Genomic DNA, 24,014 nt, shown 5'->3' with positions numbered 1-24,014 from the left:
TGCCGCGCTAGTGGTCGCACCCTCATCCGGCGCTGCGCGCCACCTTCTCCCGGGGAAGAAGGAAAAGCACGAGCGGGTGGCCGTTATTGGGGGGCGTTGGGCTTCTGGGCGGCCGCCTGGTGCCGCTGTTTGCTCTCGGCGATGAAGGCGCGTACCTGCTGTTGCAAGACCGGCAGCGGCACCGAGCCCTGTTTCAGTACCGCGTCGTGGAAGGCCTTGATATCGAAGTCCATGCCCAGTTCGCGTTCGGCCTCGGCGCGCAGCTTGACGATGGCGATCTCGCCGAGCTTGTAGCTCAGCGCCTGCCCCGGCCAGGAGATGTAGCGATCGACCTCGGTGGTGACTTCGTGCTCGCTGAGCGCGGTGTGCTCGCGCAGGTAGGCCAGCGCCTGCTCGCGGCTCCAGCCCTTGTGATGCACGCCGGTGTCGATCACCAGCCGGCAGGCGCGCCACATTTCGTAACTGAGGCGGCCGAAATCTTCGTACGGGGTTTCGTAGATGCCCATCTCCTTGCCCAGCTTTTCTGTGTACAGCGCCCAGCCTTCGCCGTAGGCGGAGATGTAGTTCTCGCGACGGAACGCCGGCTGCGCGCCCTGCTCTTCGGCCAACGCGCCCTGCAACGAGTGGCCGGGCGAGGATTCGTGCAGGGTCAGCGCCGGCAGGTTGTACAGCGGGCGCGCCGGCAGGTTGTAGGTGTTGAGCCAGTAGGTGCCGACGCCGCCGCGGCCGGCGGTCCAGAACGGCGCGATCTCCGGCGGCACCGGCACGATGGTGAAGCGCCCGCGCGGCAGCGTACCGATGAACTTGCCGACTTCGCCATCCACGCGCTTGGCGATCCACGCCGCGCGGTCGAGCAGTTCCTGCGGCGTCTTGACGTAGAACTGCGGGTCGCTGCGCAGGAACTGCAGGAATGCCGGGAACGTCTGCTGACCGGCCGGCGGCTTGAAGCCGACCTGTTGGATGATCGCGTCCATCTCCTTCTGGATCCGCGCCACTTCCTGCAGGCCCAGTTGGTGGATCTGCTCCGGGCGCATTTCCAGCGTGGTGTATTCGCGGATCTGCTGCTGGTAGTAGGCCTTGCCGTCGGGCAGCGCCTCGGCGGCGAGCGTGGTGCGCGCCTGCGGCACGTATTCTTCGCGATAGAAGCGCAGCAGCTGCGCGTACGCCGGGATCACCTTGTCGCGGATCGCCGCCTGCGCCTGCTCGCGCAGCGCCTGCTGCTCGGCGGCCGGGATCTGCGCCGGCAGCTGCTTGAACGGCGCGTACAGCGCGGCCGCGGTCGGATCCTTGAGTTCGGCGACGTTGGCGATCGAACCGTCGCGCCCTTCCAGCACCGCGCGCGGCACGCTGAAGCCGCGCTTGAGGCCGGCGCGCATGTTGTCGGTCTGCTGTGCGAAGTAGCGCGGCACATCGTCGAGCCGCGCGATGTAGGCGCGGTACTCGGCCGGGGTGCGCAGCGTGCGCCGTGCCATGAAGCCCAGGTCGGACCAGAACGCGCTGTCGGAATTGAACGGCATTTCGTAGGCGCGCAAGCGCACCGCGGCGGCGAGGTTCTCGATCTGCGGACGGTACACCGCCAGGTTGACCTGGTTGTCGGCCGACAGCTGCGCCGGGCCGATCGCATCCAGCTGGCGCAGCACGTCGTCCCACAGCTTGAGCCGCGCCGCCTGCGCCACCGCGCCGACGTCGGGCAGCTGCTGGTTGTCGCCGCTGCTGTCGCTGTCCTCGTCGGCCTGCCCGACCTGCGCCTGCCGCCACGTCCACTCCTTTTCGTAGATGGCCTGGAAGCGGGCATCGGCAGCGGAGGCGGTGGCCGCCGCCGGCGGGACGGCCGGCGCGGCGGCCAGCGCCGGCGTGGCGAGTGCGAGCGCAAGCAACAGGGAAGCGGCCAGCGGGGTCTTGGCGATCGGCATGGGCGACAATTGGTAATGGGAACGAGAGCCCGATGATCGCATCCCGGGCGCAGCGTGGGGGTGGGCCGGACGTCCTGCTTCTACCCAACGCGCAATGCCAGGCATCCGTCCGTGCAACGCGTGGCATTTCCCGACACGGCGCACAGACTTCGGCCGATAGGCGCCGCTCACTGCTGCAGGCACGCTGCACGCCATGCCTCCGCTCGCCCATTTCCCAGGACATGCCGCATTGCGCCGCGGCCGCCACGATGAGGCCGGGCGCACCTATCTACTGACGGTGGTGACCTTCCAACGCGCAGCGCTGTTCTCGGACTGGCGTTGCGCACGTGCAGCGGCGGCCTGCCTTTCCGCGCCCGCCAGCTGGCCGCAGGTGCAACTGCTGTGCTGGGTATTGATGCCCGATCACTGGCACGGCCTGATCGAACTGGGTCCGCGCGCGACGCTGTCCGACGCGATGCAACACGCCAAGGGCCGATGCGCACATGCGGTGAATCGCGCACGCGGCCGCGGCGGCAGGGTGTGGTCGCCCGGCTTCCATGATCGCGCGCTGCGGCGCGAGGACGACATGCTGACCGCGGCACGCTATATCGTGGCCAATCCATTGCGCGCTGGCCTGGTCCGTCGCTTGGGCGATTATCCGTATTGGGATGCGATCTGGTTGTCTGCGCATGGGGAGAGCAAAAGCGGTCGCGGCTGAAGCCGCGACAAGATTCCCGCCGGAACTGGGAAACACTCCCGCCGGCTCAATGCGCCGCACGATCCCGGTGCCAGCCGCGGTGCTTGATGTCCAGGTACAGGCTGTAGAACGCGGTGAAGGCCGGGAACAGGTTCTGCAGCACGCCGACCGAATCCTGCTTGGCCGAGAACAGGAAGTAGCTCAGCGTCATCAGGCTGCCGACCACGCTCATGTACCAGAACAGGCGCGGGATCACCGGCTTGCCGGCGCGCTTGGAGGCGACGAACTGCACCAGCCAGCGGCCGCCGAACATCAGCGCGCCGACATAGCCGATCAGCTTCCAGCCGGTGACGTGCAGGCCGGTCCAGTACAGCGCCTGGATCGGTTCGTTGAGGAAATGCGCGTCCATCTCAGCGCTCCTGCACCACGGTGCGGCGGCTGCGCGCGATCAGCCAGGCCACGCCGCGCAGGTCGCGGATGCCGACCAGGGCGCGGTTGAGGTTGTTGTACTTGGACACGCCCGAGGTGCGGTGGCGATGGTGCACCGGCACGCTCAGGGTCTGCCAGCCGGCGCGCTGCATCAGCGCCGGCAGGTAGCGGTGCATGTGGTCGAAGTACGGCAGGTCCAGGAACGCGGCGCGCTCGAACAGCTTGATGCCGCAGCCGGTGTCGGGGGTGTCGTCGCGCAGCATGCGCGCGCGGATCGCGTTGGCCCACTTGGAGGCCCAGCGCTTGCTGCCCGAGTCCTGCCGCGACACGCGCCAGCCGGCGAACAGCTTGACCTGCGCGTCCGCCGCGGCGCGCGCGGCGAGCAGCTTGGGGATGTCGGCCGGATCGTTCTGGCCGTCGCCGTCGAGGGTGGCGATCCACGCGCCGCGCGCGGCCTTGACCCCGTTGCGCACCGCAGTGCTCTGCCCGCTCTGGCTGACGTGGTGCAGCACCCGCAGCTCCGGCGTGCTCGCCTTCAGCCCCTCCAGCACCGCCAGGGTGTCGTCGCGCGAATCGTCGTCGACGTAAACGATCTCGAAATCGGTCACGCCGCGCAGCGCGGCGACGATCTCCGCCACCAGCGGCGGCACGTTGTCGCGCTCGTTGAACACCGGGACGACGACGGAAAGGGAAGGCTGGTTCATGGCTCGATTAGGCTCGACGGCAACGCAATGGAAAAATGCGGGAAACGGCGGCAACGACGCAAAAAGACCGCGCATTTTGCCCTGGGCCGGTGGCCCGGGGCTACAGTGTCAGACCGCGGCACCGAAATAATCGCGGCACCACTGCACCACCTGCGGCAACCCGACCTCGATCGGAGTGCTCGGATCGAAGCCGAACGCGGCATGGGCGCGCGCAGTATCGGCCATCGTCTCGACCATGTCGCCGGGCTGCATCGGCGTGTACACCTTCTCCGCGGCGCGGCCGGCGGCGGCCTCGATCACGCCGATGAAGCGCTCCAGTTCAACCGGGGTGTGGTTGCCCAGGTTGAACACGCGATGCGGCACGGCGTCCGTGGACGGGTGGTCGAGCGCGCCGAGCACGCCGGCGACGATGTCGGCGACGAAGGTGAAGTCGCGGCGCATGCGGCCATGGTTGAACACCTCGATCGGCCGCCCGGCCAACACCGCGCGGCTGAACAGCAGCGGCGCCATGTCCGGCCGGCCCCACGGGCCGTACACGGTGAAGAAGCGCAGGCCGGTGGCGCGCAGGCCGTAAAGCTGCGCATAGGTGTAGGCCATCAGTTCGTTGGCGGCCTTGGTCGCCGCGTACAGCGAGCGCGGCTGGTCGATGCGCTGGTCCTCGGAGAACGGCGGCGTCGCCGAATCACCGTACACCGAGCTGCTCGACGCATAGGCCAGGTGCTGCACGCCGCGGTGCCGGCACAGTTCCAGCACGTTGACGAAGCCGACCAGGTTGCTGTCGACGTAGGCGTACGGGTTCTGCAGCGAATAGCGCACCCCCGCCTGCGCGGCCAGGTGCACCACGCGCGCAGGACGGATCTCGTCGAACAGTGCGGTGAGGCTGTCGCGGTCGGTGAGGTCGAGCCGGCGGATATCGGCCTGCGGGCACAGCGCGGCGACGCGGTCGCGCTTGAGCTGCGGGTCGTAGTAGTCGTTGTAGTTGTCCAGCCCCACCACCGTCTCGCCGCGCGCGGCCAGCGCACGGCAGGTGTAGGCGCCCACGAAGCCGGCCGCGCCGGTGACCAGGACCGTCATCGGCGCGCGCCTTGTGCGAGAGCGGGAACGAGGGCAGAGGTCATGCGCAAATCAGCGGCGGCGCTCAGCCGACCTTGCCGCGCAGCCGCTCCAGCACGCCGTCGAGCGTGTCCAGGTCGGTGTAGTGGATCACCAGCTTGCCCTTGCCGCCGCGGCCGTGGGCGATGGCGACCTTGGTGCCCAGCGATTCGGACAGTTCGGTCTCCAGCGAGGCGATGTCGGCCTGCGGGGCGACGCGGCCAGGCTTGGCCTTGCGGTTGCTGGGCACCTTGCCGGCGGCGAACTGCTGCGCGCGGTGCTCGACCTCGCGCACCGACCAGCCCTGGTCGGCGGCGTCGGAGGCCAGGCGGCTGGCCAGGTCCGGCGACAGCGTCAGCAGCGCGCGCGCATGGCCCATTTCCAGGCGCCCGGCCTCGAGCAGCGCGCGGATCGCCGGCGGCAGCTCGAGCAGGCGCAGCAGGTTGGACACCGAGGCGCGCGAGCGGCCCACCGCTTCGGCCGCCTCGGCATGGGTCAGCGCGAATTCGTCGATCAGCCGCTGCAACGCCTGCGCTTCCTCCAGCGGGTTGAGGTCCTCGCGCTGGATGTTCTCGATCAGCGCCATGGCGATGACGGTGCGGTCGTCGAGCTCGCGCACCACCACCGGCACCTCGCTCAGCCCGGCCAGCTGCGAGGCGCGCCAGCGGCGTTCGCCGGCGACGATCTCGAACCTGCCCGGCGCCAGTTCGCGGGCGACGATCGGCTGGATCACGCCCTGCGCCTTGATCGACTCGGCCAGCTCCTGCAGCTTGCCCTCGTCCATTTCCTGGCGCGGCTGGTACTTGCCCGGCTGCAGCTGCCCGACCGGCAGCTGGCGCAGGCTCTCGCCGGGCTGCGCTGCGTCGTTGGGCGCCGGCGCGGCCGCGCCGCCCTTCGGTCCCAGCAACGCTTCCAGGCCACGGCCCAGGCCACGCTTCTTCGCTCCGAGGGCGGGGGGCTTGGCGCTCATCAGTAACTCTCCACGGCCGGGACGGGCCGGTTGCGTTCGTCGCGACGGCGCACGATCTCGCCGGCCAGGCCCAGGTAGGCCACGCCGCCGCGCGAGGTGCGGTCGTAGCCGACGATGCTCTGGCCGTGGCTGGGCGCCTCGGCCAGGCGCACGTTGCGCGGCACGATGGTGCGGAACACCTTGTCGCCGAAATGGTTGGTCAGCTCCGCCGACACCGCGTTGGCCAGGTTGTTGCGCACGTCGAACATGGTGCGCAGCACGCCTTCGATCTCCAGCGTCGGATTGAGGTCGGCGCGCAGTGCCTCGATGGTCTCCAGCAGCGCGGTCAGCCCTTCCAGCGCGTAGTACTCGCACTGCATCGGCACGATGATCGAGTCGGCGGCGGTCAGCGCGTTCAGGGTCAGCAGCGACAGCGCCGGCGGGCAGTCGATCAGGATGAAGTCGTACTCGGCGCGCAGCGGCGCCAGTGCGGTCTTCAGCCGCTGCTCGCGCGCCGGCTGGTCCATCAGCTGAATCTCGGCGGCGGTCAGGTCGATGTTGCCGGGCAGCAGGTCGAAGCCTTCCGGCGCGGTCACCCGGATCTGCGCGGCGCTGCTTTCGCCCAACAGCACGTCGCAGGTGGACGCGGCCACCTCGCGCTTGTCGATGCCGCTGCCCATCGTCGCGTTGCCTTGCGAATCCAGGTCCACCAGCAGCACGCGCTGCGGCTGGCGCGCGAGCGCCGCTGCCAGGTTGACCGCCGTGGTGGTCTTGCCGACGCCGCCTTTCTGGTTGGCGATGGCGATGATGCGGGCCATGCGGGAGCCTCGTCGGCGATGGGTGGGACCGGGCATTATGCGGTCACACCCCCCCGGGGCGGAAATCGGCGTCGGCGCCCCCGGCGGCTCAGCCGCGCTCGACCACCACCAGGTGGCGGTCCGCGCCCAGCCCCGGCACCTGCAGCCGGTGCACCGCCTGCGCCACCCAGCCCGGCGGCAGCGCGGCGATCTCCTCATCCGGGCGCACGCCCTTCATCGCCAGCAGCCGCCCGCCCGGGCGCAGCAGGTGGCCTCCGACGGCGACGATGCCGGCCAGCGTGTCCAGCGCGCGCGCGGTCAGGACATCGTAGGCGCCGGGTTCGTCCACCGCCTCGGCGCGCGCTTCGGCCACGCGCGCGTTGTCCAGGCGCAGCTGGCGCACCGCCTCGCGCAGGAACCGCGCCTTCTTGCCGTTGCTCTCGACCAGGGTCACCCGCAGCTGCGGCCGCGCGATCGCCAGCGGGATGCCGGGCAGCCCCGGGCCGGTACCCAGGTCGGCCAGCGTGCCTGCTTCCACGAACGGCTGCATCGCCAGCGAATCGAGCAGGTGCCGGGTCACCATCTCGTGCGGGTCGCGCACCGCGGTGAGGTTGTAGGTGCGGTTCCAGCGCGCCAGCAGCGCCAGGTAGGCCAGCAGCGGCGGCGCCAGCGCGGCGGCATCCAGGGTTTGCGCGCGCAGGCCCTGGTCGAGCGCTGCACGGACGGAGTCGGGAAGGGAGGCATCGTTCATCGCCCGATTATCGCAGGTGCCGCCGATGTGCAGCAGCGCTTGGTTCCAGGGCATTGGGAAGGCGACTTGACAAAAGGAGCGTTCAATCGTTCCTGCGTCGGCACGCTGGCGGAGCACAAGGCCCGTTTTGTCGTGCTGTGCCGGATGAATGACTGTACCGCCACAGATGCACTGGAAGAATTTACCCGTCAGATGAAGAAGCTTCCCGCACGGATGCGAAGCAGCTTGACCTATGATCGCTGGACCGAGATAACGCGCTATGCCGAGCTGATGGAACTGTTGAACATCAACCTGTCATTTGCCGATCCGCATGCAACGTGGCAGCTCTGAAGCAACGAGAACACCAACCTTTTACTTCGCCAACTCCCGCCCATGGGAGCGGACTTGTCCACCGTCAGCCAGCAATACCTCAATCACATCGCGTTGCTGATGAACACTCGCCCTCGCAGGACACTCGACTGGAAGACGCCTAGAGCGTGTTATGAACTTTTCGGCGATGCAGCTATCGTAGCGGGATGCAGAGCAAACGCGCATATCCGACCGACATTTCCGACGAAGAGTGGGCGTTTGCGGCGCCTTACCTGAGCCTGATGACGGAGCACGCTCCGCAGCGCAAGTACGCATTGCGGGCGATGTTCAATGCGCTGCGCTGGATGGCGCGTGCCGGAGCGCCGTGGCGCCTGCTCCCCAACGACTTCCCGCCATGGGAAGCGGTTTACCAGCAGACGCAGCGCTGGCTGCAGGCGGGCTGCTTTGAAGCCATGGTCAGTGACCTGCGTTCCATCCTGCGTGTCGCCCAGGGGAAGCAAGGCCAACCCAGCGCCATCATCCTGGACGGGCGGACACTGCAATCCACCTGTGAGAGCGGCCCGCGCGCCGGTTACGACGGCTATAAGCGGAAGAAAGGCAGCAAGGTGCATATGGCAGTGGATACGCTCGGGCATTTGCTTGCAGTGCAAGTCACGCCTGCCAACGAACAAGAGCGTGCTCACGTGCGCTCGCTGGCGCAGGAGGTACAACACGTCACCGGTGACACCGTGACGGTGGCATTCGTGGATCAAGGCTATACCGGCCAGGAGCCGGCGCAAGCGGCTCAGGAAGAAGGAATCGATCTGCACGTGGTGAAACTTCCCGAAGCCAAGAAAGGGTTCGTGTTGCTTCCTCGACGCTGGGTCGTCGAACGCAGCTTCGGCTGGGTCAACCGCTTCCGTCGGCTTGCACGCGACTACGAGCGCTTGCCGGAAACCCTGGCTGGCCTGCATTTCGTCGTCTTCACGGTCCTCATGCTCAGCAACGCTGCCGCCATCCTTCAAAGTTCGAAACACGCTCTAAGCGCTGAGTCCAACCTGTATACAGGTAACTATAACCGTTCCATTCTAAAGTAGAGACTCCGCACCGTATGGATCCCGTGGCAAAAAGAGGATTCAGGCGATGAAGAAGTTCCGTTTCACCGAAGAGCAAATCGCGTATGCGCTCAAGCAAACCGAGCGCGGCGCCACAGCGGCCATGCGATGCACGGCACGCGCCGGATAGATGAGGGCGCCCCACGCCGGGAGAAACCGGCACGGCAGATCCCCGAACGGGAGCAGTTCCCGCGCTTACTCAAAGCAGACCGCCATCAGGCCGGGCGGCGCTACGCCGAGTCGAGCGGATACCAGGCCAGGGCGGCGCGATAGTCCGGCGCCGGCACCCACTCGTGCACCTGCCAGCGCGCGGCCATGCCCAACGCCGGGTCGCACCAGGCGAGCTGCAGCACACCGGCGGCGTCTTCGCCGAAGCGCAGCCGATGCAGCCCGAACGACAGCCCGTGCCCGTGCGCCTTCAGCAGCGCTTCCTTGGCGCACCAGAGGCGGAAGAACAGCGCCTCGCGCGCCGGTTCGGCCAGCGCTTGCAACGCGGCAACTTCGCCGGCATGGAAGAAGCGCTGCGCCAGTTCCAGCAGCCGCGGCCGCGCGCGCTGGTGTTCGATGTCCACACCCAGCCGCGCGTGCGCGCCGATCGCCACCAATAGATAGTCGCCGCTGTGGCTCCAGCCGGTACCGACATGCGCCAGCGGCGCATGCAGCCACGGCCGGCCGCGTTCGTCGCGGCGCAGCGGCAGTTGCGCCTCCGGCGTGGCCAGCTCGGCGGACAGCAGGCGCCGCGCCTGCGCCTCGCCCGGCGTGCGCGGCGGATGCGGGCGCAGCCACAGCGCGACCGGGCCGTACCGCCATTGCGGCGGGTCCGGATGCAGCGGCGCTTCGGCAGACTCCTTCACGCGGCGCCCACAAACCACAATGGCCGCTGCGACAGGCCTGCCCGGGTACACGGGCGCTTCACGGCAGCGCTCCTTAAATGGCGCACACCACACCGCTTCCGGTGCGGGCAGAATCTAGGAGTGTTACCCATGGGCATCATCATCTGGTTGATCGTCGGCGGCATCGTGGGCTGGCTGGCCAGCATCATCATGCGCCGTGACGCACAGCAGGGCATCATCCTGAATATCGTCGTCGGCATCGTCGGCGCGCTGATCGCCGGCTGGTTGTTCGGCGGCGGCATCAACCAGGCGATCACGCTGTGGACGTTCCTGTACTCGTTGATCGGCGCGGTGATCCTGCTGGCCATCGTCAACCTGTTCACCCGCGGCCGCGCGCGCTAAGCGCAAACGCCACTGCAGGTGTACGCAAACGCCCGGCCCGCCGGGCGTTTGCGTTTGCGGCGCCGTTCACGAGGCGGCGCGGTCGGACGGATGCTGCACGCCGTCGTTGACCGGCACCGCGATGGCCAGCGCATACGGATCCACGCCGTGCAGGCAACCGACGTTGTAGCCGTATTCGCCGGGATCGGAGCGGCGCTGGTGATGCGTGTAGATCCCGCACACGCCGCAGAAATGATGTTGCGCGGTATGGGTGTTGAAGCGGTACAGGCGCAGTGCGTCGGCGCCCTCGCGCACGTGCAGTGCGGCCAACGGCACCGAGGCGACGATCGCGCCGCGGCGGCGGCACAGCGAGCAGTTGCAGCGGCGCGGATCGACGATGCCGTGCGGCAGTTCCAGGTCGATCTGCACCGCGCCGCAGTGGCAGCTGAGCCGGTGCAGCGGCGCGATGACGGTGTCGCCGACCTTGTCGATGCAGCGGCGCGGCTGGCGTTCGCTCATGCGCCGGATCCTTCGATGTCCAGCTCGATCCAGGCCGGCGCATGGTCGCTGGGGCGCTCCCAGGTTCGCGGTTCGCGGTCGATGCCGGCCGCGCGCGTGTGCGCCTTCAGCGCGTCGGAGACCAGGGTCAGGTCGATGCGCAGGCCGAGGTCGCGGCGGAAGCCGGCCTGGCGGTAGTCCCACCAGCTGAAGATACCGCCGTCTTCGTGATGCAGGCGGAAGCCGTCGTGCAGGCCCAGCGCCTGCAGCCTGTGCAGCGCGCCGCGCTCGGCGGTGGAGGTGAGGATGTGGTTGTCGCTCCACACCTGCGGATCGTGCACGTCGCGCGCGTCCGGGGCGATGTTGAAATCGCCCAGCACCACCATGCGCGGGTAGCGCTGCAGTTCGGCGGCGAGCCAGGCGTGCACCGCTTCGAGCCAGCGCAGCTTGTAGGCGTACTTGTCGGTGCCCACGTCCTGGCCGTTGACCACGTACAGGTTGACGATGCGCAGCTCGCCGACAGTGGCGGCGATGACCCGCTGCTGCGCGTCGTCCAGCCCGGGCACGCCGATCTGCACGTCGCTGAGCGGCGCGCGCGACAGCATCGCCACGCCGTTGTAGGTCTTCTGCCCGGCGAACACGCTGCGGTAGCCGGCCGCGGCCAGCGCCGCGTCCGGGAACTTGTGGTCTTCCAGCTTGGTTTCCTGGATGCCGACCACGTCCGGCGCGAACGCCTCCAACCACTGTTGCAGGTGCGGCAGGCGCACGTTGAGCGAGTTGACGTTCCAGGAGGCGATCTTCAAGGGGAAATCCGTAGCGGGCGGTCGGCAGGTATTTTGACCCTTGCCCGCCGCGACAGCCAATCCCGCCACGCCAGCGCCCGCCCGGCGGAGTGTGCCGCGGCGGCCGCGGCCGCCGCTCCCTGCCCGGCTCTGCGCGATCAGCGCAGCAGCAGATCGACCAGCCGCGCAATTCTGGCGTACGGCGGGTTCAGCCAATCGCTGGCGGCCCGGCGCGACTGCCACAGGATCGGCAGCGCCTTGCTGAAGGCGTCGAAGCCGGCGCGGCCGTGGTAGGCGCCCATGCCGCTGGGGCCGATGCCGCCGAACGGCAGCGCGTTGGCGGCGAAGTGCAACAGGCTGTCGTTGACGGTGACGCCGCCGGCGACGGTGGCGTGCAGGATCGCCTCCACCTGCGCGCGGTCGTGGCTGAAGGGGTACAGCGCCAGCGGCCGGTCGCGGCCGTTGACCATCGCGATCGCCTCGTCCAGCGTGCGGTAGCTGCGCAGCGGCAGGATCGGGCCGAAGATCTCCTCCTGCATCAGCAGCGCGTCGTCGCCGGGCTGCAGCACCACGGTCGGCACGATCAGGCGTTCGCGTTCGGCGCGCCCGGGTTCGACGCTGGCCAGTTCGATGACCTCCAGCCCGCGCGCGCGCGCGTCGTCCAGATAGCCGCGCAGGCGCCGGTACTGGCCTTCGTTGACGATGCGGGTGTAGTCGTCGGCCGCGGCGAAGTCGCCGTAGCGCGCCAGCACCTGCGCGCGCAGCGCCTGCACCAGCGCCGCGCTGCGGCCGGCGTCGATCAGCACGTAGTCCGGGGCGATGCAGGTCTGCCCGGCGTTGAACCACTTGCCGGTGGCCAGGCGCGCGGCGGCCTGCGCGAGCGGGTAGTCGGCGCAGACGATGGCCGGCGACTTGCCGCCCAGCTCCAGGGTCAGCGGGGTCAGGTTCGGCGCCGCGGCGGCCATCACCTTGCGCCCGACCGCGGTGGAGCCGGTGAACACCAGATGGTCCAGCGGCAGCGCGGCGAAGGCGCCGGCCACCTCGGCCGCGCCCAGCGCCAGCGCCACCCGCTGCGGCGGGAACACCTCGGCCAGCAGCGACTGCAGGAACTGCGCGGTGCGCGGGGTGTGCTCGGACGGCTTCAGGTAGACATGGTTGCCGGCGGCGATCGCGGTGGCCAGCGGGATCAGCGCCAGGTTGACCGGGTAGTTCCACGGCGCGATCACCCCGACCACGCCGACCGGCACCGGCCGCACTTCCGCACGCGCCGGCCACAGCCGCCAGCCGGCGCCGACGCGCTGCGGCTGCATCCAGCGCTTGAGGTGGCGCAGCAAGTGATCGATCTCGCCGAGCACGGTCATGCCGTCGGCGAGCAGCGATTCGTGGCGTGAGCGATGGCCGAAATCGGCGGCGATGGCGTCGGCCATCTCCGGCAGGCGCCGCTTCAGCGCCGCGCGCAGGCGCAGCAGGTCGTCGCGGCGCTGCGCCTGGTCGGGCTTGGCGGCCTGCCAGGCGGCGCGCAGCCGCTGCAAGGTGACCGGCAATGCGGCGAGCGGCGTGTCGGTGGCGCCGGAAGTGGGGGCGGAAATGACCATGCACGCACTATACGATGGCGGTGTATGGCGCGATGCGCGGCGGTGCCAGCAGGCATGGCCTGCGCCGACCTGTGTGTCGCGGCTGAAGCCGCTCCTACAGGACGCGCTGCAGCGTCGCCACTGCGTCATGCGGCACGACCAGGCCGTGCGCGTCGAGCCAGCAAGTGCGCAGGCCGCCGACCCTCAGCCCCTGCGCGCGCGGCGCATGCCGCACACGACGACGCCGGCGCAACGCCGGCGTCGCCCTGCCAGGAGCATCCCGGCGCAAGGGGCAGCGCTTACTTGGTGATGTCCACGTCCTTGGTCTCGCGCAGGAAGAACAGGCCGATGACGAAGGTCATCAATGCGATGCCGATCGGGTACCACAGGCCGTAGTACATGTTGCCGGTCGCCGCGACCAGGGCGAAGGAGATGGTCGGCAGGAAGCCGCCGAACCAACCGTTGCCGATGTGGTAAGGCAGCGACATCGAGGTATAGCGGATCCGGGTCGGGAACAGCTCGACCAGGTAGGCGGCGATCGGGCCGTAGACCATGGTCACGTAGATCACCAGGATCCACAGCAGCAGCAGCGTCATCGGCTTGTTGATGCGCGCCGGATCGGCCTTCTCCGGATATCCGGCCGCAATCAGCGCGCCCTTCAGCTGCTTGCCGAACGCATCGGATTTGGCTTTGGCCTCGTCCTTGCCCAGCCCGGCGGCCTCGTATGCGGGCACCTGGGTGCCGCCGATGCTGACCTGCGCCAGCGACCCCGCCGCCGCCGGCTTGATCGCGTAAGGCACGCCGGCCTTGGCCAGCGCCGCGGCAGCGACGTCGCAGGAGTTGGTGAACTTGGCCTTGCCGATCGGATCGAACTGGAAGCTGCAGGTCGCCGGATCGGCGACCACCGTGGCCGGCGCGCTCTGCCGGGCTTCCTCGACCGCCGGGTTGGCGAAGTGGGTCAGGCCCTTGAAGATCGGGAAATAGGTCAGCGCCGCCAGCAGGCAGCCGGCGAGGATGATCTTCTTGCGCCCGATCTTGTCCGACAGCCAGCCGAAGATCACGAAGAACGGCGTAGCCAGCGCCAGCGCCGCCGCGATCAGCAGGTTGGCGGTAGTGCCGTCGACCTTCAGCGTCTGGGTCAGGAAGAACAGCGAATAGAACTGGCCGCCGTACCACACCACGGCCTGGCCGGCGGTGGCGCCGAGCAGCACCAGCAGCATCAGGCGGAAATTGCCGTCCTTGAGGCTGTCGCGGAACGGCTGCTTGGAGCCCTTGCCCTCGGACTTCATCTGCTGGAACAGCGGCGATTCGCTCAACTGCATGCGGATCCACACCGACACGCCGAGCAGCACGATCGAAACCATGAACGGAATGCGCCAGCCCCAGTCTTCGAACACTTCGGTGCCCAGGGTCATGCGCGTACCCAGGATCACCAGCAGCGACAGGAACAGGCCCAGCGTGGCGGTGGTCTGGATGAAGCTGGTGTACAGGCCGCGCTTGCCCGGCGGCGCGTGCTCGGCCACGTAGGTCGCCGCGCCGCCGTATTCGCCGCCCAGCGCCAGGCCCTGCACCAGACGCAGCACGATCAGGATGATCGGCGCGGCCATGCCGATGCTGGCGTAGTTGGGCAGGATGCCGACGATGAAGGTGGACAGGCCCATCAGCACGATGGTGACCAGGAAGGTGTATTTGCGGCCGATGCGATCGCCCAGACTGCCGAAGAACGCGGCACCGAACGGGCGCACCGCGAAACCGGCGGCGAAGGCCAGCAGCGCGAAGATGAAGCCGGTGGTCTCGTTGACCCCGCTGAAGAACTGCTTGGCGATGATCGCGGCGAGCGAGCCGTACAGATAGAAGTCGTACCACTCGAAGACCGTACCCAGACTGGAGGCGAAGATCACCTTCTTGTGACCTTGGGTCAGGGGCTTGCCCGACGGGTTGATGGCGGTACTGGACATAGGAAACTTCCCCTCCAAAGCGGGTGGTGTGGCGATGAGGTGATCGGGTGGCGCGATCCGTCGCGGGTGCATGGCGAGTCCGCAGCGGCGCGGCGCGCCCTCCCGGGCGCCGCGCCGCCGTGGCCTCAGAAGCTGTACTTGGTGGTGAACTGCAGGCGGGTGATGTCGCCCTTGGCGCCGCTTTCGATCTCGCGCTTGCCGACCATCAATTCGGCACCGACATCGACCTTGGGCAGCGGCGTGTAGAAGATGTTGCCGCGCAGGCTCTGCACGTTCTTGGTCACGCCCAGCCCGGTCAGCGCAGTGTCGTTGTCGTAGTCGCTGCGCGCGTAGATCAGGTTGGTGCGCAACTTCGGCGAGAACGCATGACGCCAGCCGATGTAGCCAGCGACCACGCCGACCATGTCCAGGTCGCGGTCGGCCGCGTCGTAGACCGCGTCCTGGGCGATGCCCAGGCCGACGTAGCGGCCGATGCCTTCGCCGCCGCTGAGCTGGTAGAACAGGCTGTCGCTGTCCCCCGCCACCCACTTGCCGCCCAGGGTCAGGCCGCCGGCGGCCTTGCTGGCGTTTGCGCCGGTGGCGCGGTTGTCCACCTTCAGCTGGCCGAGCAGGCCACCGATGCCGAAGCTGCCCCAGTCGCCCTTCCAGCCGTAGCGCATGGTCAGATCCGGCAACGCGCCGCGGTCGGAGCTGGCACTGGTGATCACGCCGGTCGCGCTGCGGTTGTAGACGGTGGTCTCCGGGTTCTCCAGGGCGACGCTGAAGCCGCCGTTGGTGTAGCGCAGCTGCGCCTGGCGCACGAAGATCACCCCGTCGGTGGGACCGATGAAGTCGGCCGCCTCCGGCAGCGCCGCCGGGTCCATGAAGTTGGACCAGGTCTGGCCGGCCAGCCAGTGGTTCCAGTACATGTAGGCGTGGCGCAGGGTGGCGCCGTAGGTATTGGTGGCGGTCTGGGTACCCAGCGCATTGCCGAAGAAATCCAGTTCCACCAGCGCGCCGGCCTTGTTGCCGGCGTCGCTGACGCTGTCCACGCCCACGTTGATCCGCGAGAACTTGGCATGCGCGTTGTAGTCGGTACCGGACTTGCCGCCGCCGACCGGGGTCTGCCCGGGCAGGTACAGCGCGCGCCCGGTGGCGTCGTCGGCGAGCTGGCCGTCGCCGGTGCGGGTGGCCAGGAAATCGGCCTTGATGAAGCCGCCGACCTTGAACGTGGTGCCGGGGGCGGCGCCGGGGGTAATCGTGGTCACCTGGATCGGCGCCTTGCCGGCCGGCAGCGCCGCTGGCGCGGCCTGGCTCGACTTCACGGCGGCGACCTCGCTCTGGGCCTGCGCGATCTGGCCCTGCTGCTGTTGCTGCGAGGACAGCAGCAGCTGGACCTGTCGCTCCAGCTCGGCCACGCGGGCTTCCAGCGCCTGTTCGCGCGCCGATGGGGTCTTGCCGCTCTGGGCGAAGGCCGCGCCCGGGGCGATCAGCGCGACGAACAGCGCGGCGGCCAACGGGCGCCGTGCCAAGGATGCGATGCGGTAGCTCATTACTCCCTCCCGAATAATGGATGTCCGCCGCGCGCAGGCACGGCTGTGTGCACAGTGCGCGCCGCGGTCGGTCGCGCCTATTGGCCATTAGTCGAACGGGGCGGGGTTTACGACCATCGTCTAAAGCCCGGCGCGTGCGCGCTTAACAGTGAATGCGGCAAACTGCGCCATGACGCGCCGCCGCATGCGGCGCCCCGTTCATTGCAGAGGGCACCATGGCCGATATCTACCCCGTCGATCCGCAGTTCGCCGCCCGGGCACGGGTCGACAAGACCCAGTACCAGACCCTGTACCGGCAATCGGTGGAACAGCCGGAGGCGTTCTGGGGCCAGGCCGCCGAGCGCCTGGACTGGTTCAAGAAGCCGACCCGGATCAAGGACGTGAACTTCGCCCTGGACGATTTCCATATCCGCTGGTTCGACGACGGCGAGCTCAATGCCAGCGTCAACTGCCTGGACCGCCAGCTGGCCACCCGCGGCGACAAAACCGCGCTGCTGTTCGAGCCGGACAGCCCGGACGCGCCGTCCTACACCGTCAGCTACCGCGAGCTGTACGAGCGGGTGTGCCGCCTGGGCAACGCGCTGCGCGCGCTCGGCGTCAAGAAGGGCGACCGCGTCACCATCTACCTGCCGATGATTCCCGACGCGGCGGTGGCGATGCTGGCCTGCGCGCGCATCGGCGCGATCCACTCGGTGGTGTTCGGCGGCTTCGCGCCCAACTCGATCGCCGACCGGGTGATCGACTGCGGCAGCAAGCTGATCATCACTGCCGACGAAGGCCTGCGCGGCGGCAAGAAGATCCCGCTCAAGGGCAACGTCGATGCGGCGCTGAAGCTGCCCGGCACCACCAGCGTGGAAACCGTGCTGGTGGTGCGCCACACCGGCGGCGCGGTGGACATGCAGGCCCCGCGCGACCGCTGGTTCCACAACGTGGTCGACAGCCAGCCGGCCGAATGCGAGCCCGAGCGCATGAATGCCGAGGATCCGCTGTTCATCCTCTACACCTCCGGTTCCACCGGCAAACCCAAGGGCGTGCTGCACACCACCGCCGGCTACCTGCTGTACGCGGCCTACACCCACGAGACCGTATTCGACTTGCGCGAGGACGACATCTACTGGTGCACCGCCGACGTCGGCTGGGTCACCGGCCACAGCTACATCGTCTACGGGCCGCTGGCCAACGGCGCCACCGCGCTGATGTTCGAAGGCGTGCCCAACTACCCGAACGTGTCGCGCTTCTGGGAGGTCATCGACAAGCACCAGGTGACGATCTTCTACACCGCACCGACCGCGATCCGCGCGCTGATGCGCGAGGGCGAGGCGCCGGTCAAGCGCACCTCGCGCGCATCGCTGCGCCTGCTCGGCAGCGTCGGCGAGCCGATCAATCCCGAAGCCTGGCGCTGGTACTTCGATGTGGTCGGCGACAGCCGCTGCCCGATCGTGGACACCTGGTGGCAGACCGAGACCGGCGGCATCCTGATCACCCCGCTGGCCGGCGCGATCGACCTCAAGCCCGGCTCGGCGACGCTGCCGTTCTTCGGCGTGCAACCGGCCCTGGTCAACGCCGACGGCGAGATTCTGGAAGGCGCCACCGAAGGCAACCTGGTGCTGCGCGATTCGTGGCCGGGGCAGATGCGCACCGTCTACGGCGACCACCAGCGCTTCATCGACACCTACTTCCGCACCTACCCGGGCAGCTACTTCACCGGCGACGGCTGCCGCCGCGACGAAGACGGCTACTACTGGATCACCGGCCGCGTGGACGACGTCATCAACGTCTCCGGCCACCGCATCGGCACCGCCGAGGTGGAGAGCGCGCTGGTCTCGCACCCGAAGGTGGCCGAGGCCGCGGTGGTCGGTTTCCCGCACGACATCAAGGGCCAGGGCATCTACGCCTACGTGACCCTGATCGCCGAGGAGACCCCGAGCGAGGCCCTGCACAAGGAACTGGTGGCCTGGGTCCGCAAGGAGATCGGCCCGATCGCCGCGCCCGACCATCTGCAATGGGCACCTGGCCTGCCCAAGACCCGCTCGGGCAAGATCATGCGCCGCATCCTGCGCAAGATCGCCGAAAACGCGCCCGACCAGCTCGGCGATACCTCGACCCTGGCCGATCCGTCGGTGGTCGATTCGCTGGTGAACGAGCGACTGACGCGCTGACGCGCGTCGGCAATGGGGAATCGAGAATGGGGAATGGGAAACGGTATTTCCCGATCGCTTCATCACCCAGGACGCCCGACATCCTGCTTTTGCCGTTGCCATTCCCCCTTCCCGATTCCCGGCCCCGCCCATGCCCACCCTGCTGATCGCCGACGACCATCCCCTGTTCCGCGAGGCGCTGCGCGGGGCGGTGCAGCGGGTGATGCCGGGGGTGCAGCTGTACGAGGCCGACAGCGTCGAGGCGCTGTATGCGCTGGCCGACCATCACGCCGATGCCGACCTGTTGCTGATGGACCTCAACATGCCCGGCGCACAGGGCTTCAGCGCGCTGGTGCACATGCGCGCGCTGCATCCGCAGCTGCCGGTGGTGGTGGTGTCCGCGCGCGAGGAGCCGACGGTGATGCGCCGCGCGCTGGACCACGGCGCGTTCGGCTTCATTCCCAAGTCGGCCGACTCGGACACCATCGGCCTGGCCCTGAGCACGGTGCTGGACGGCGAGCGCTGGGCGCCGCCGGAAGCGCACAACGTGCCACCCACCGACCGCGCCGAACGCGAGGTCGGGCAGCGCCTGCGCGAACTGACCCCGCAGCAGTTCCGCGTGCTGCAGATGCTCGGCGCCGGCCGCCTCAACAAGCAGATCGCCTACGACCTCGACGTGTCCGAAGCCACCATCAAGGCCCACGTCACCGCGATCCTGCGCAAGCTCGGCGTCACCAACCGCACCCAGGCGGTGCTGATGGCCGGCAAGCTGGCCATCGACAGCGACGCCATCGTGCTGCCGCTGGAAGAGGATTGAGCGCGCTGCGTCCTGGCGGATGCGTGCGCCAGGGTTCACCGCAGCGTGGCGCGGCCTGGTCGCTCCTACAGTGGGATGGCGTCGAGCCTGCGCCCTTGTAGGAGCGGCTTCAGCCGCGACCGCTGTTCGCGCACCGCAGGCCATCGCCTGCATACCTAGCGATTGCTGATGCGCACCGAATCGGCTTGCCGCATCGCCTTCGGCGCACCGATGCCGCACTACCATCGATACGCCGCGCATATAGCTGTTGCTAAGAAAATCAGCTGCAGGTTCGCGCGCGTTCGAAGCGTATTCGCCGGCATTTGCCGCTGTTAGACTGCGCGTCCCTTGGGGAGTAGCCTGCTGTCCGGCAGCACCGGACAGCGCCCGCATCAACACACTCGGCCGTTGCGCCGTGGTGCGGGCAGCCATCTCGGTTGGCGAGACCAGCGGCGAGCTTGCGTGGCGAAAGCCGGGCGCGCGCGCTCGTCGTTCGTCTCCTGCCCCGGCGCGGTCCCCCCATGTCGTTTCTTTCGATTCTGTTGCTCGGTATCGCCATGTCCACCGACGCCTTCGCCGCGGCGGTCGGCAAGGGCGCAGCCATGCGCAAACCCCTGTGGCGCGACGCGCTGCGCGCCGGCCTGATCTTCGGCTGCATCGAGGCGCTGACCCCCGTGCTGGGCTGGCTGCTGGGTCAGGCCGCAGCCAAGTACGTGATCGCGTTCGACCACTGGATCGCGTTCGGCCTGCTCGGCGCGCTTGGCGTGCACATGATCCTCGCCGGGCTCAAGCCCGAAGCACCCGAGGACGCCGCCGCAGCGCCCAAGCGCCACGGCTTCTGGAACCTGGCCGCGACCGGCCTGGCCACCAGCATCGATGCGATGGCGGTCGGCGTCGGCCTGGCTTTCCTCAACGTGAACATCGCCGAGGTCGCGGTGGTCATCGGCCTGTGCACGCTGACCATGGTGACCCTGGGCATCATGCTCGGCCGCGTGCTCGGCACCCTGGCCGGCAAGCGCGCGGAGATCGGCGGCGGCGTGCTGCTGATCGCAATCGGCAGCACCATCCTGTTCGAGCACCTTCACGGCGCGGGCTGATCCGCGCACGCCCCGCCACTGCCGGCGCAGCCCTGCGGCGGAGCCGGCCTGGCGGTGAATTCCAGATAGGTGTAGAGGATGTACTTGTCGCCGCTGCGCGGCGTGCAGGTACATTGCCGATACACCACTATCTGCGCAGTGGCCTGCAGCGCGCTAATCGCCCTTGATCGGATCGTGGTACGCGGTGAGGAAGGCGCGCAACGAGGCCGGCTTGACCGGCTTGGTCAGCAGCCGGTAACCGCGTTCGCGCGCCAGCAGTTTCAGTTCGTCGCGCCCATCGGCGGTGAGCAGCGCGCCGGCGACCGGGCCGACCATCGCCTCCCGCAGCGCATCCAGCGTATCCAGTCCGTCCAGGCGGTCGTGCAGGTGATAGTCGACCAGCATCACATTGGGCGCGCGCGCCGCCAGCGGCAGCGCCTCGTCCACGGTGCTGGCGCAGATCACCTCCACCTGCCAGCGCCCGAGCAGCGCGCGCATGCCGTCAAGGATTTCCTGGTCGTTGTCCACGCACAGCACGCGCAACCCGGCCAGCGAATCGCTGGCGGCGACGCTGCGCTGCTGGCGTTGCTGCTTCTGCGGGACCGGTGCCACCCGCGGCACGGCGATCGAGAACATGCTGCCGTGGCCGACCGCGCTGCGCGCATCCAGGTCGTGGCCGAGCAGGCGCGAGATGCGCTGGCAGATCGACAGGCCCAGCCCCAATCCCTGCTCGCCCCAGTCGAACGGCTGCTGGTAGCGCTGGAACTCCTCGAAGATCTGCTGCATGTGATGTTTGGGAATGCCCGGGCCGGTGTCCCACACCTGCAACTCCAGCGCCGCGCCACGGCCGCGCATGCCCAGCACGATGCGGCCCTGGCGGGTGTAGCGCAGCGCATTGGCGAGAAAGTTCTGCAACACGCGGCGCAGCAGGCGGCGGTCGCTGCGCACCCAGATCGGCCGCGCGTACACCTGCATGCGCAGGCCGCGGCCGGCGGCGACCGGGGTGTACTGCGCGGCCAGTTCGCGCAGCAGCACGCTGGCATCGAAGTCCTCGATGGTCGGGAGCATGCCGCCGGCGTCCAGCCGCGACACGTCGAGCAGGCCGTCGAGCAGCTCCTCGGCCGCGCGCAGCGAGGCGTCCACGCGCTCGGCCAGGTGCCGCTGCTCCTCGTTCTGGTGCGCTTCGCGCAGCGCGGAGGCAAACAGCCGCGCCGCGTTGAGCGGCTGCAGCACGTCGTGGCTGATCGCGGCCAGGAAGCGGGTCTTGGACTGCTGCGCCAGTTCGGCCTCGCGCGAGCGCTCGGCCACGCGTTGCTCCAGCGTCTCGTTGGCTTCCAGCAGCGCCTGCTCGGCGCGCTTGTAGTCGGTGATGTCGTTGTAGCTGGTCACGTAGCCGCCGCCGGGCAGCGGCTGGCCACGCATCTCGATCACCTTGCCGTCGCTGCGGGTGCGCTCGAACACATGCGAGGTGCCGGCGCGCAGATGCGCGATGCGACGGCTTATCTGGTCCTCGATCCGGCCCTCGCCCAGTTCGCCGCGCTCGGCGTTGTAGCGGATCAGGTCGGCGACCGGGCGGCCGACGTAGAGCATGCCGTCGGGATAGCCGAACATCTGTTGGTAGCGCCGGTTCCATGCGGTCAGGCGCATCGCCGGATCGACCACGCTGACCCCGGCGCTGATGTTCTCCAGCGTGGTGGACAGGATTTCGCGGTTGAAGCGCAGCTCCTGCCCGGCCTCGTCGAGCACCGCCACCACTTCGCCCAGGTCCATGCCCGAACCGCGCAGCAGGCTGGTCAGCACCAGCCGCGCCGAGGCCGCGCCGATCGAGGCGGCGAGCAGGCGTTCGGTGAACTGCACCCAGACCCGGTCCGCCACCGCGCTGGGCTGCGGCTCGCGGCCGAGCAGTTGCGCCTGTTCGGCGAAGGCGCGGCGCGCGTGGCGCTCGCCGACCATGCGTTCGGCCAGGGCCTGCAGGTCGATCACGTGCACGTGCCCGAGCCAGTCGCCAGCCACCGCCGGCCGCTGCGAATACGGCTCCAGGAACGGTGCCGCGCGCAACCGCTCGTCCAGGCCCGGGCGCCAGCGCGCCGACACCAGCATCATCGTGCCGACATTGACCAGCAGCGACCAGAACGTGCCATGCGCCAGCGGGTCCCAGCCGCTCATCCCGAACAGCTGCTGCGGTTGCAGCCAGGAGACGCCGAACGGCCCGTCGTGCAGCCAGTCCGGGGCCAGCCAGCCGGACTGGGTCAGCGCCGGCAGCAGCAAGGTGTAGATCCAGGTGCCGAAGCCCAGCACCATGCCGGTCTCCACGCCCTTGCGGCTGGCGCCGCGCCAATACAGCCCGCCGATCACGCCCGGCGCGAACTGCGCCACCGCGGCGAAGGCCATCAGCCCGTAGGAGGCCAGCGAGCTGTCGTCGCTGCTGCTGCGGTCGTAGCCGTAGGCGATCAGCGCCAGCAGCAGGATCGCCAGGCGGCGGATCCACAACACCCGCGAGGCGACGTCGGCGCCGGCCGCCCGGTGCCCGCGCCGGCGCAGCAACACTGGCATCACCAGATCGTTGCTGATCATCGTCGCCAGCGCGATGCTGGAGACGATGACCATGCCGGTGGCGGCGGAGAACCCGCCCACGTAGGCGACCAGCGCTAGCGCGGTGCGGCCCTCGGCCAGCGGCAACGCCAGCACGATGCTGTCGTGGGCCACCTCGCCGGACTGGCCGAACAGGGCGATGCCGGCCGCGGCGATCGGCACCACCATCGCCGAGATCACCACCAGGTACAGCCCGAACAGCCAGCGCGCCTTGCGGATGTCGCCGATGTCGCTGCACTCCACCACCGCCACGTGGAACTGCCGCGGCAGGCACACGATGGCCAGGAAGCTGAGCAGGGTCTGCGAGATGAAACCGACTGGCGGCGTGTTCTGGAACAGGGTGCGCGCCGACTGCAGCACCTGGCCGTCGCGCCCGCTCAGCCACACGTAGGCGAACACGCCGACCGCGACCACCGCCAGCAGCTTGACCACCGATTCCAGCGCGATCGCCAGCATCATGCCGTGGTGGTGTTCGGTGGCATCCACCTGGCGGGTGCCGAACAGGGTCGCGAACAGCGCCATCAGCAGCGCCACGTACAGCGCCGGATCGGCGTAGAACGGCGCCCCGGCGCTGGACTGGCCGCTGAGCACCTGCAGGCTCATCGCCACCGCCTTGTACTGCAGCGCCAGGTACGGCACCACGCCGACCAGCGCGATCACCGCCACCAGTGCCGCCAGGCGCCGCGAACGGCCGTAGCGCGAGGAGATGAAATCGGCGATGGACACCGTGTTCTCGCTGCGCGCGATCAGCGCCAGGCGTTCGATGATGTGCCAGCCGAACAGCAGCAGCAGCAACGGCCCCAGGTAGATCGGCAGGTAGCCGGCGCCATTGCGCACCGCGCTGCCGACCGCGCCGTAGAACGTCCACGACGAGCAGTACACCGCCACCGCCAGGCTGTACACCGCCGGGCGCAGCCACGGCCGCTCCGGGTACAGCGGCCGCCGATCGCCCCACCACGCCACCGTGAACAGCAGCGCCGCGTAGCCGACCGACACCAACAGCAGGATCCAACTGGAAACCAAGAGCGACGTCCCCGGTGCGTTCGCTGCAGTCTAGCGCGCCGCCCACAGCAAGGCGCCGCGCCGCAGCAGGCGCGCGCAAGGCGCGGTGCTGCGCGACGGCAGCGACCCGTCGCACTG

The 24,014-nt window shown here is 68.9% G+C and carries 20 protein-coding genes and 1 pseudogene; 7 read left to right on the top strand and 14 right to left on the bottom strand.

The genetic code is table 11. From position 1 onward, the window contains the following. Nucleotides 1–83: 83 nt before the first annotated feature. A complete protein-coding gene (locus ISN38_RS10690) occupies nt 84–1,913 on the bottom strand; it encodes a DUF885 domain-containing protein (RefSeq protein ID WP_003467007.1) in 1,830 nt (609 codons plus the stop codon). A 193-nt stretch (nt 1,914–2,106) separates the two neighbouring features. Between ISN38_RS10690 and ISN38_RS10685 the strand changes: the two genes are divergently transcribed. Then, entirely contained in the window at nt 2,107–2,610 is a 504-nt protein-coding gene (locus tag ISN38_RS10685) for an REP-associated tyrosine transposase (protein ID WP_230811802.1), read from the top strand. 46 nt (nt 2,611–2,656) lie between these two features. Here ISN38_RS10685 and ISN38_RS10680 read toward each other — a convergent pair whose 3' ends face one another. From ISN38_RS10680 to rsmG, 6 genes are all read right to left on the bottom strand, one after another. Beyond that, nucleotides 2,657–2,998, bottom strand: a complete 342-nt coding sequence (locus ISN38_RS10680) for a lipid-A-disaccharide synthase N-terminal domain-containing protein (protein ID WP_003467003.1) — start codon at nt 2,996–2,998, stop codon at nt 2,657–2,659. 1 nt (nt 2,999) lies between these two features. Beyond that, nucleotides 3,000–3,722 (bottom strand): glycosyltransferase family 2 protein, encoded by a 723-nt coding sequence (locus ISN38_RS10675; protein WP_003467002.1) that lies wholly within the window; start codon nt 3,720–3,722, stop codon nt 3,000–3,002. Nucleotides 3,723–3,830: 108 nt separating this feature from the next. Further along, nucleotides 3,831–4,796 carry an SDR family NAD(P)-dependent oxidoreductase gene (locus ISN38_RS10670; RefSeq protein WP_003467001.1) on the bottom strand — a complete coding sequence of 322 codons (966 nt, stop codon included), beginning with the start codon at nt 4,794–4,796 and terminating at the stop codon, nt 3,831–3,833. A gap of 64 nt (nt 4,797–4,860) precedes the next feature. Then, a complete protein-coding gene (locus ISN38_RS10665) occupies nt 4,861–5,784 on the bottom strand; it encodes a ParB/RepB/Spo0J family partition protein (RefSeq protein ID WP_003467000.1) in 924 nt (307 codons plus the stop codon). After that, nucleotides 5,784–6,581 carry a ParA family protein gene (locus tag ISN38_RS10660; protein ID WP_003466999.1) on the bottom strand — a complete coding sequence of 266 codons (798 nt, stop codon included), beginning with the start codon at nt 6,579–6,581 and terminating at the stop codon, nt 5,784–5,786. Before ISN38_RS10660 ends, ISN38_RS10665 begins: the two co-directional genes overlap by 1 nt. Before the next feature lie 88 nt (nt 6,582–6,669). After that, on the bottom strand, nt 6,670–7,311 hold the full coding sequence (gene rsmG / locus ISN38_RS10655) for a 16S rRNA (guanine(527)-N(7))-methyltransferase RsmG (RefSeq protein WP_047325712.1): 642 nt from the start codon (nt 7,309–7,311) through the stop codon (nt 6,670–6,672). On the opposite strand from rsmG, the pseudogene ISN38_RS10650 reads away from it, so the two are divergent. Further along, nucleotides 7,303–7,896, top strand: a pseudogene (locus ISN38_RS10650) (IS30 family transposase); the annotation flags it as partial. The gene rsmG and the pseudogene ISN38_RS10650 overlap by 9 nt on opposite strands. Beyond that, nucleotides 7,827–8,696 carry an IS5 family transposase gene (locus tag ISN38_RS10645; RefSeq protein ID WP_047325468.1) on the top strand — a complete coding sequence of 290 codons (870 nt, stop codon included), beginning with the start codon at nt 7,827–7,829 and terminating at the stop codon, nt 8,694–8,696. The pseudogene ISN38_RS10650 and the gene ISN38_RS10645, both read left to right, overlap by 70 nt. Nucleotides 8,697–8,944: 248 nt before the next feature. On the opposite strand, the gene ISN38_RS10640 is transcribed toward ISN38_RS10645, so the two are convergent. After that, complete coding sequence (locus ISN38_RS10640) at nt 8,945–9,568, bottom strand: 4'-phosphopantetheinyl transferase family protein (protein WP_003466993.1); 624 nt, start codon at nt 9,566–9,568, stop codon at nt 8,945–8,947. Nucleotides 9,569–9,697: 129 nt separating this feature from the next. Between ISN38_RS10640 and ISN38_RS10635 the strand changes: the two genes are divergently transcribed. Then, entirely contained in the window at nt 9,698–9,949 is a 252-nt protein-coding gene (locus tag ISN38_RS10635) for a GlsB/YeaQ/YmgE family stress response membrane protein (RefSeq protein ID WP_003466992.1), read from the top strand. A 66-nt stretch (nt 9,950–10,015) separates the two neighbouring features. Here the strand turns inward: ISN38_RS10635 and ISN38_RS10630 are convergent, their stop codons facing one another. From ISN38_RS10630 to ISN38_RS10610, 5 genes are all read right to left on the bottom strand, one after another. Beyond that, the gene (locus ISN38_RS10630) at nt 10,016–10,447 is read right to left on the bottom strand and encodes a GFA family protein (protein ID WP_003466991.1); all 432 of its coding nucleotides are present in this window, start codon (nt 10,445–10,447) and stop codon (nt 10,016–10,018) included. Then, nucleotides 10,444–11,229: an exodeoxyribonuclease III gene (gene xth / locus ISN38_RS10625; RefSeq protein WP_003466990.1), complete on the bottom strand. Its 786-nt coding sequence runs from the start codon at nt 11,227–11,229 to the stop codon at nt 10,444–10,446. Before xth ends, ISN38_RS10630 begins: the two co-directional genes overlap by 4 nt. A gap of 137 nt (nt 11,230–11,366) precedes the next feature. Next, on the bottom strand, nt 11,367–12,803 hold the full coding sequence (locus tag ISN38_RS10620; RefSeq protein WP_058362600.1) for a coniferyl aldehyde dehydrogenase: 1,437 nt from the start codon (nt 12,801–12,803) through the stop codon (nt 11,367–11,369). Between the two features lie 278 nt (nt 12,804–13,081). Next, complete coding sequence (locus ISN38_RS10615; RefSeq protein WP_003466988.1) at nt 13,082–14,740, bottom strand: MFS transporter; 1,659 nt, start codon at nt 14,738–14,740, stop codon at nt 13,082–13,084. 125 nt (nt 14,741–14,865) lie between these two features. Further along, nucleotides 14,866–16,272 carry a DcaP family trimeric outer membrane transporter gene (locus ISN38_RS10610; RefSeq protein ID WP_108085263.1) on the bottom strand — a complete coding sequence of 469 codons (1,407 nt, stop codon included), beginning with the start codon at nt 16,270–16,272 and terminating at the stop codon, nt 14,866–14,868. A gap of 215 nt (nt 16,273–16,487) precedes the next feature. Between ISN38_RS10610 and acs the strand changes: the two genes are divergently transcribed. From acs to ISN38_RS10595, 3 genes are all read left to right on the top strand, one after another. Continuing rightward, complete coding sequence (gene acs / locus ISN38_RS10605; protein ID WP_003466986.1) at nt 16,488–18,431, top strand: acetate--CoA ligase; 1,944 nt, start codon at nt 16,488–16,490, stop codon at nt 18,429–18,431. A 130-nt stretch (nt 18,432–18,561) separates the two neighbouring features. Then, complete coding sequence (locus tag ISN38_RS10600) at nt 18,562–19,227, top strand: response regulator transcription factor (RefSeq protein ID WP_003466985.1); 666 nt, start codon at nt 18,562–18,564, stop codon at nt 19,225–19,227. Between the two features lie 500 nt (nt 19,228–19,727). Beyond that, nucleotides 19,728–20,303 (top strand): manganese efflux pump MntP, encoded by a 576-nt coding sequence (locus ISN38_RS10595; RefSeq protein WP_068873180.1) that lies wholly within the window; start codon nt 19,728–19,730, stop codon nt 20,301–20,303. A gap of 153 nt (nt 20,304–20,456) precedes the next feature. Here ISN38_RS10595 and ISN38_RS10590 read toward each other — a convergent pair whose 3' ends face one another. Further along, nucleotides 20,457–23,897: a hybrid sensor histidine kinase/response regulator gene (locus ISN38_RS10590; RefSeq protein ID WP_047325472.1), complete on the bottom strand. Its 3,441-nt coding sequence runs from the start codon at nt 23,895–23,897 to the stop codon at nt 20,457–20,459. Nucleotides 23,898–24,014: the final 117 nt, after the last annotated feature.

Origin of the sequence: Xanthomonas translucens pv. undulosa, assembly GCF_017301775.1 — a bacterium.
Classification (GTDB): Bacteria; Pseudomonadota; Gammaproteobacteria; order Xanthomonadales; family Xanthomonadaceae; genus Xanthomonas_A; species Xanthomonas_A translucens.
The sequence above is the reverse complement of the archived record's forward strand: the minus strand, read 5'-3'. Positions and strand labels throughout refer to the sequence as shown.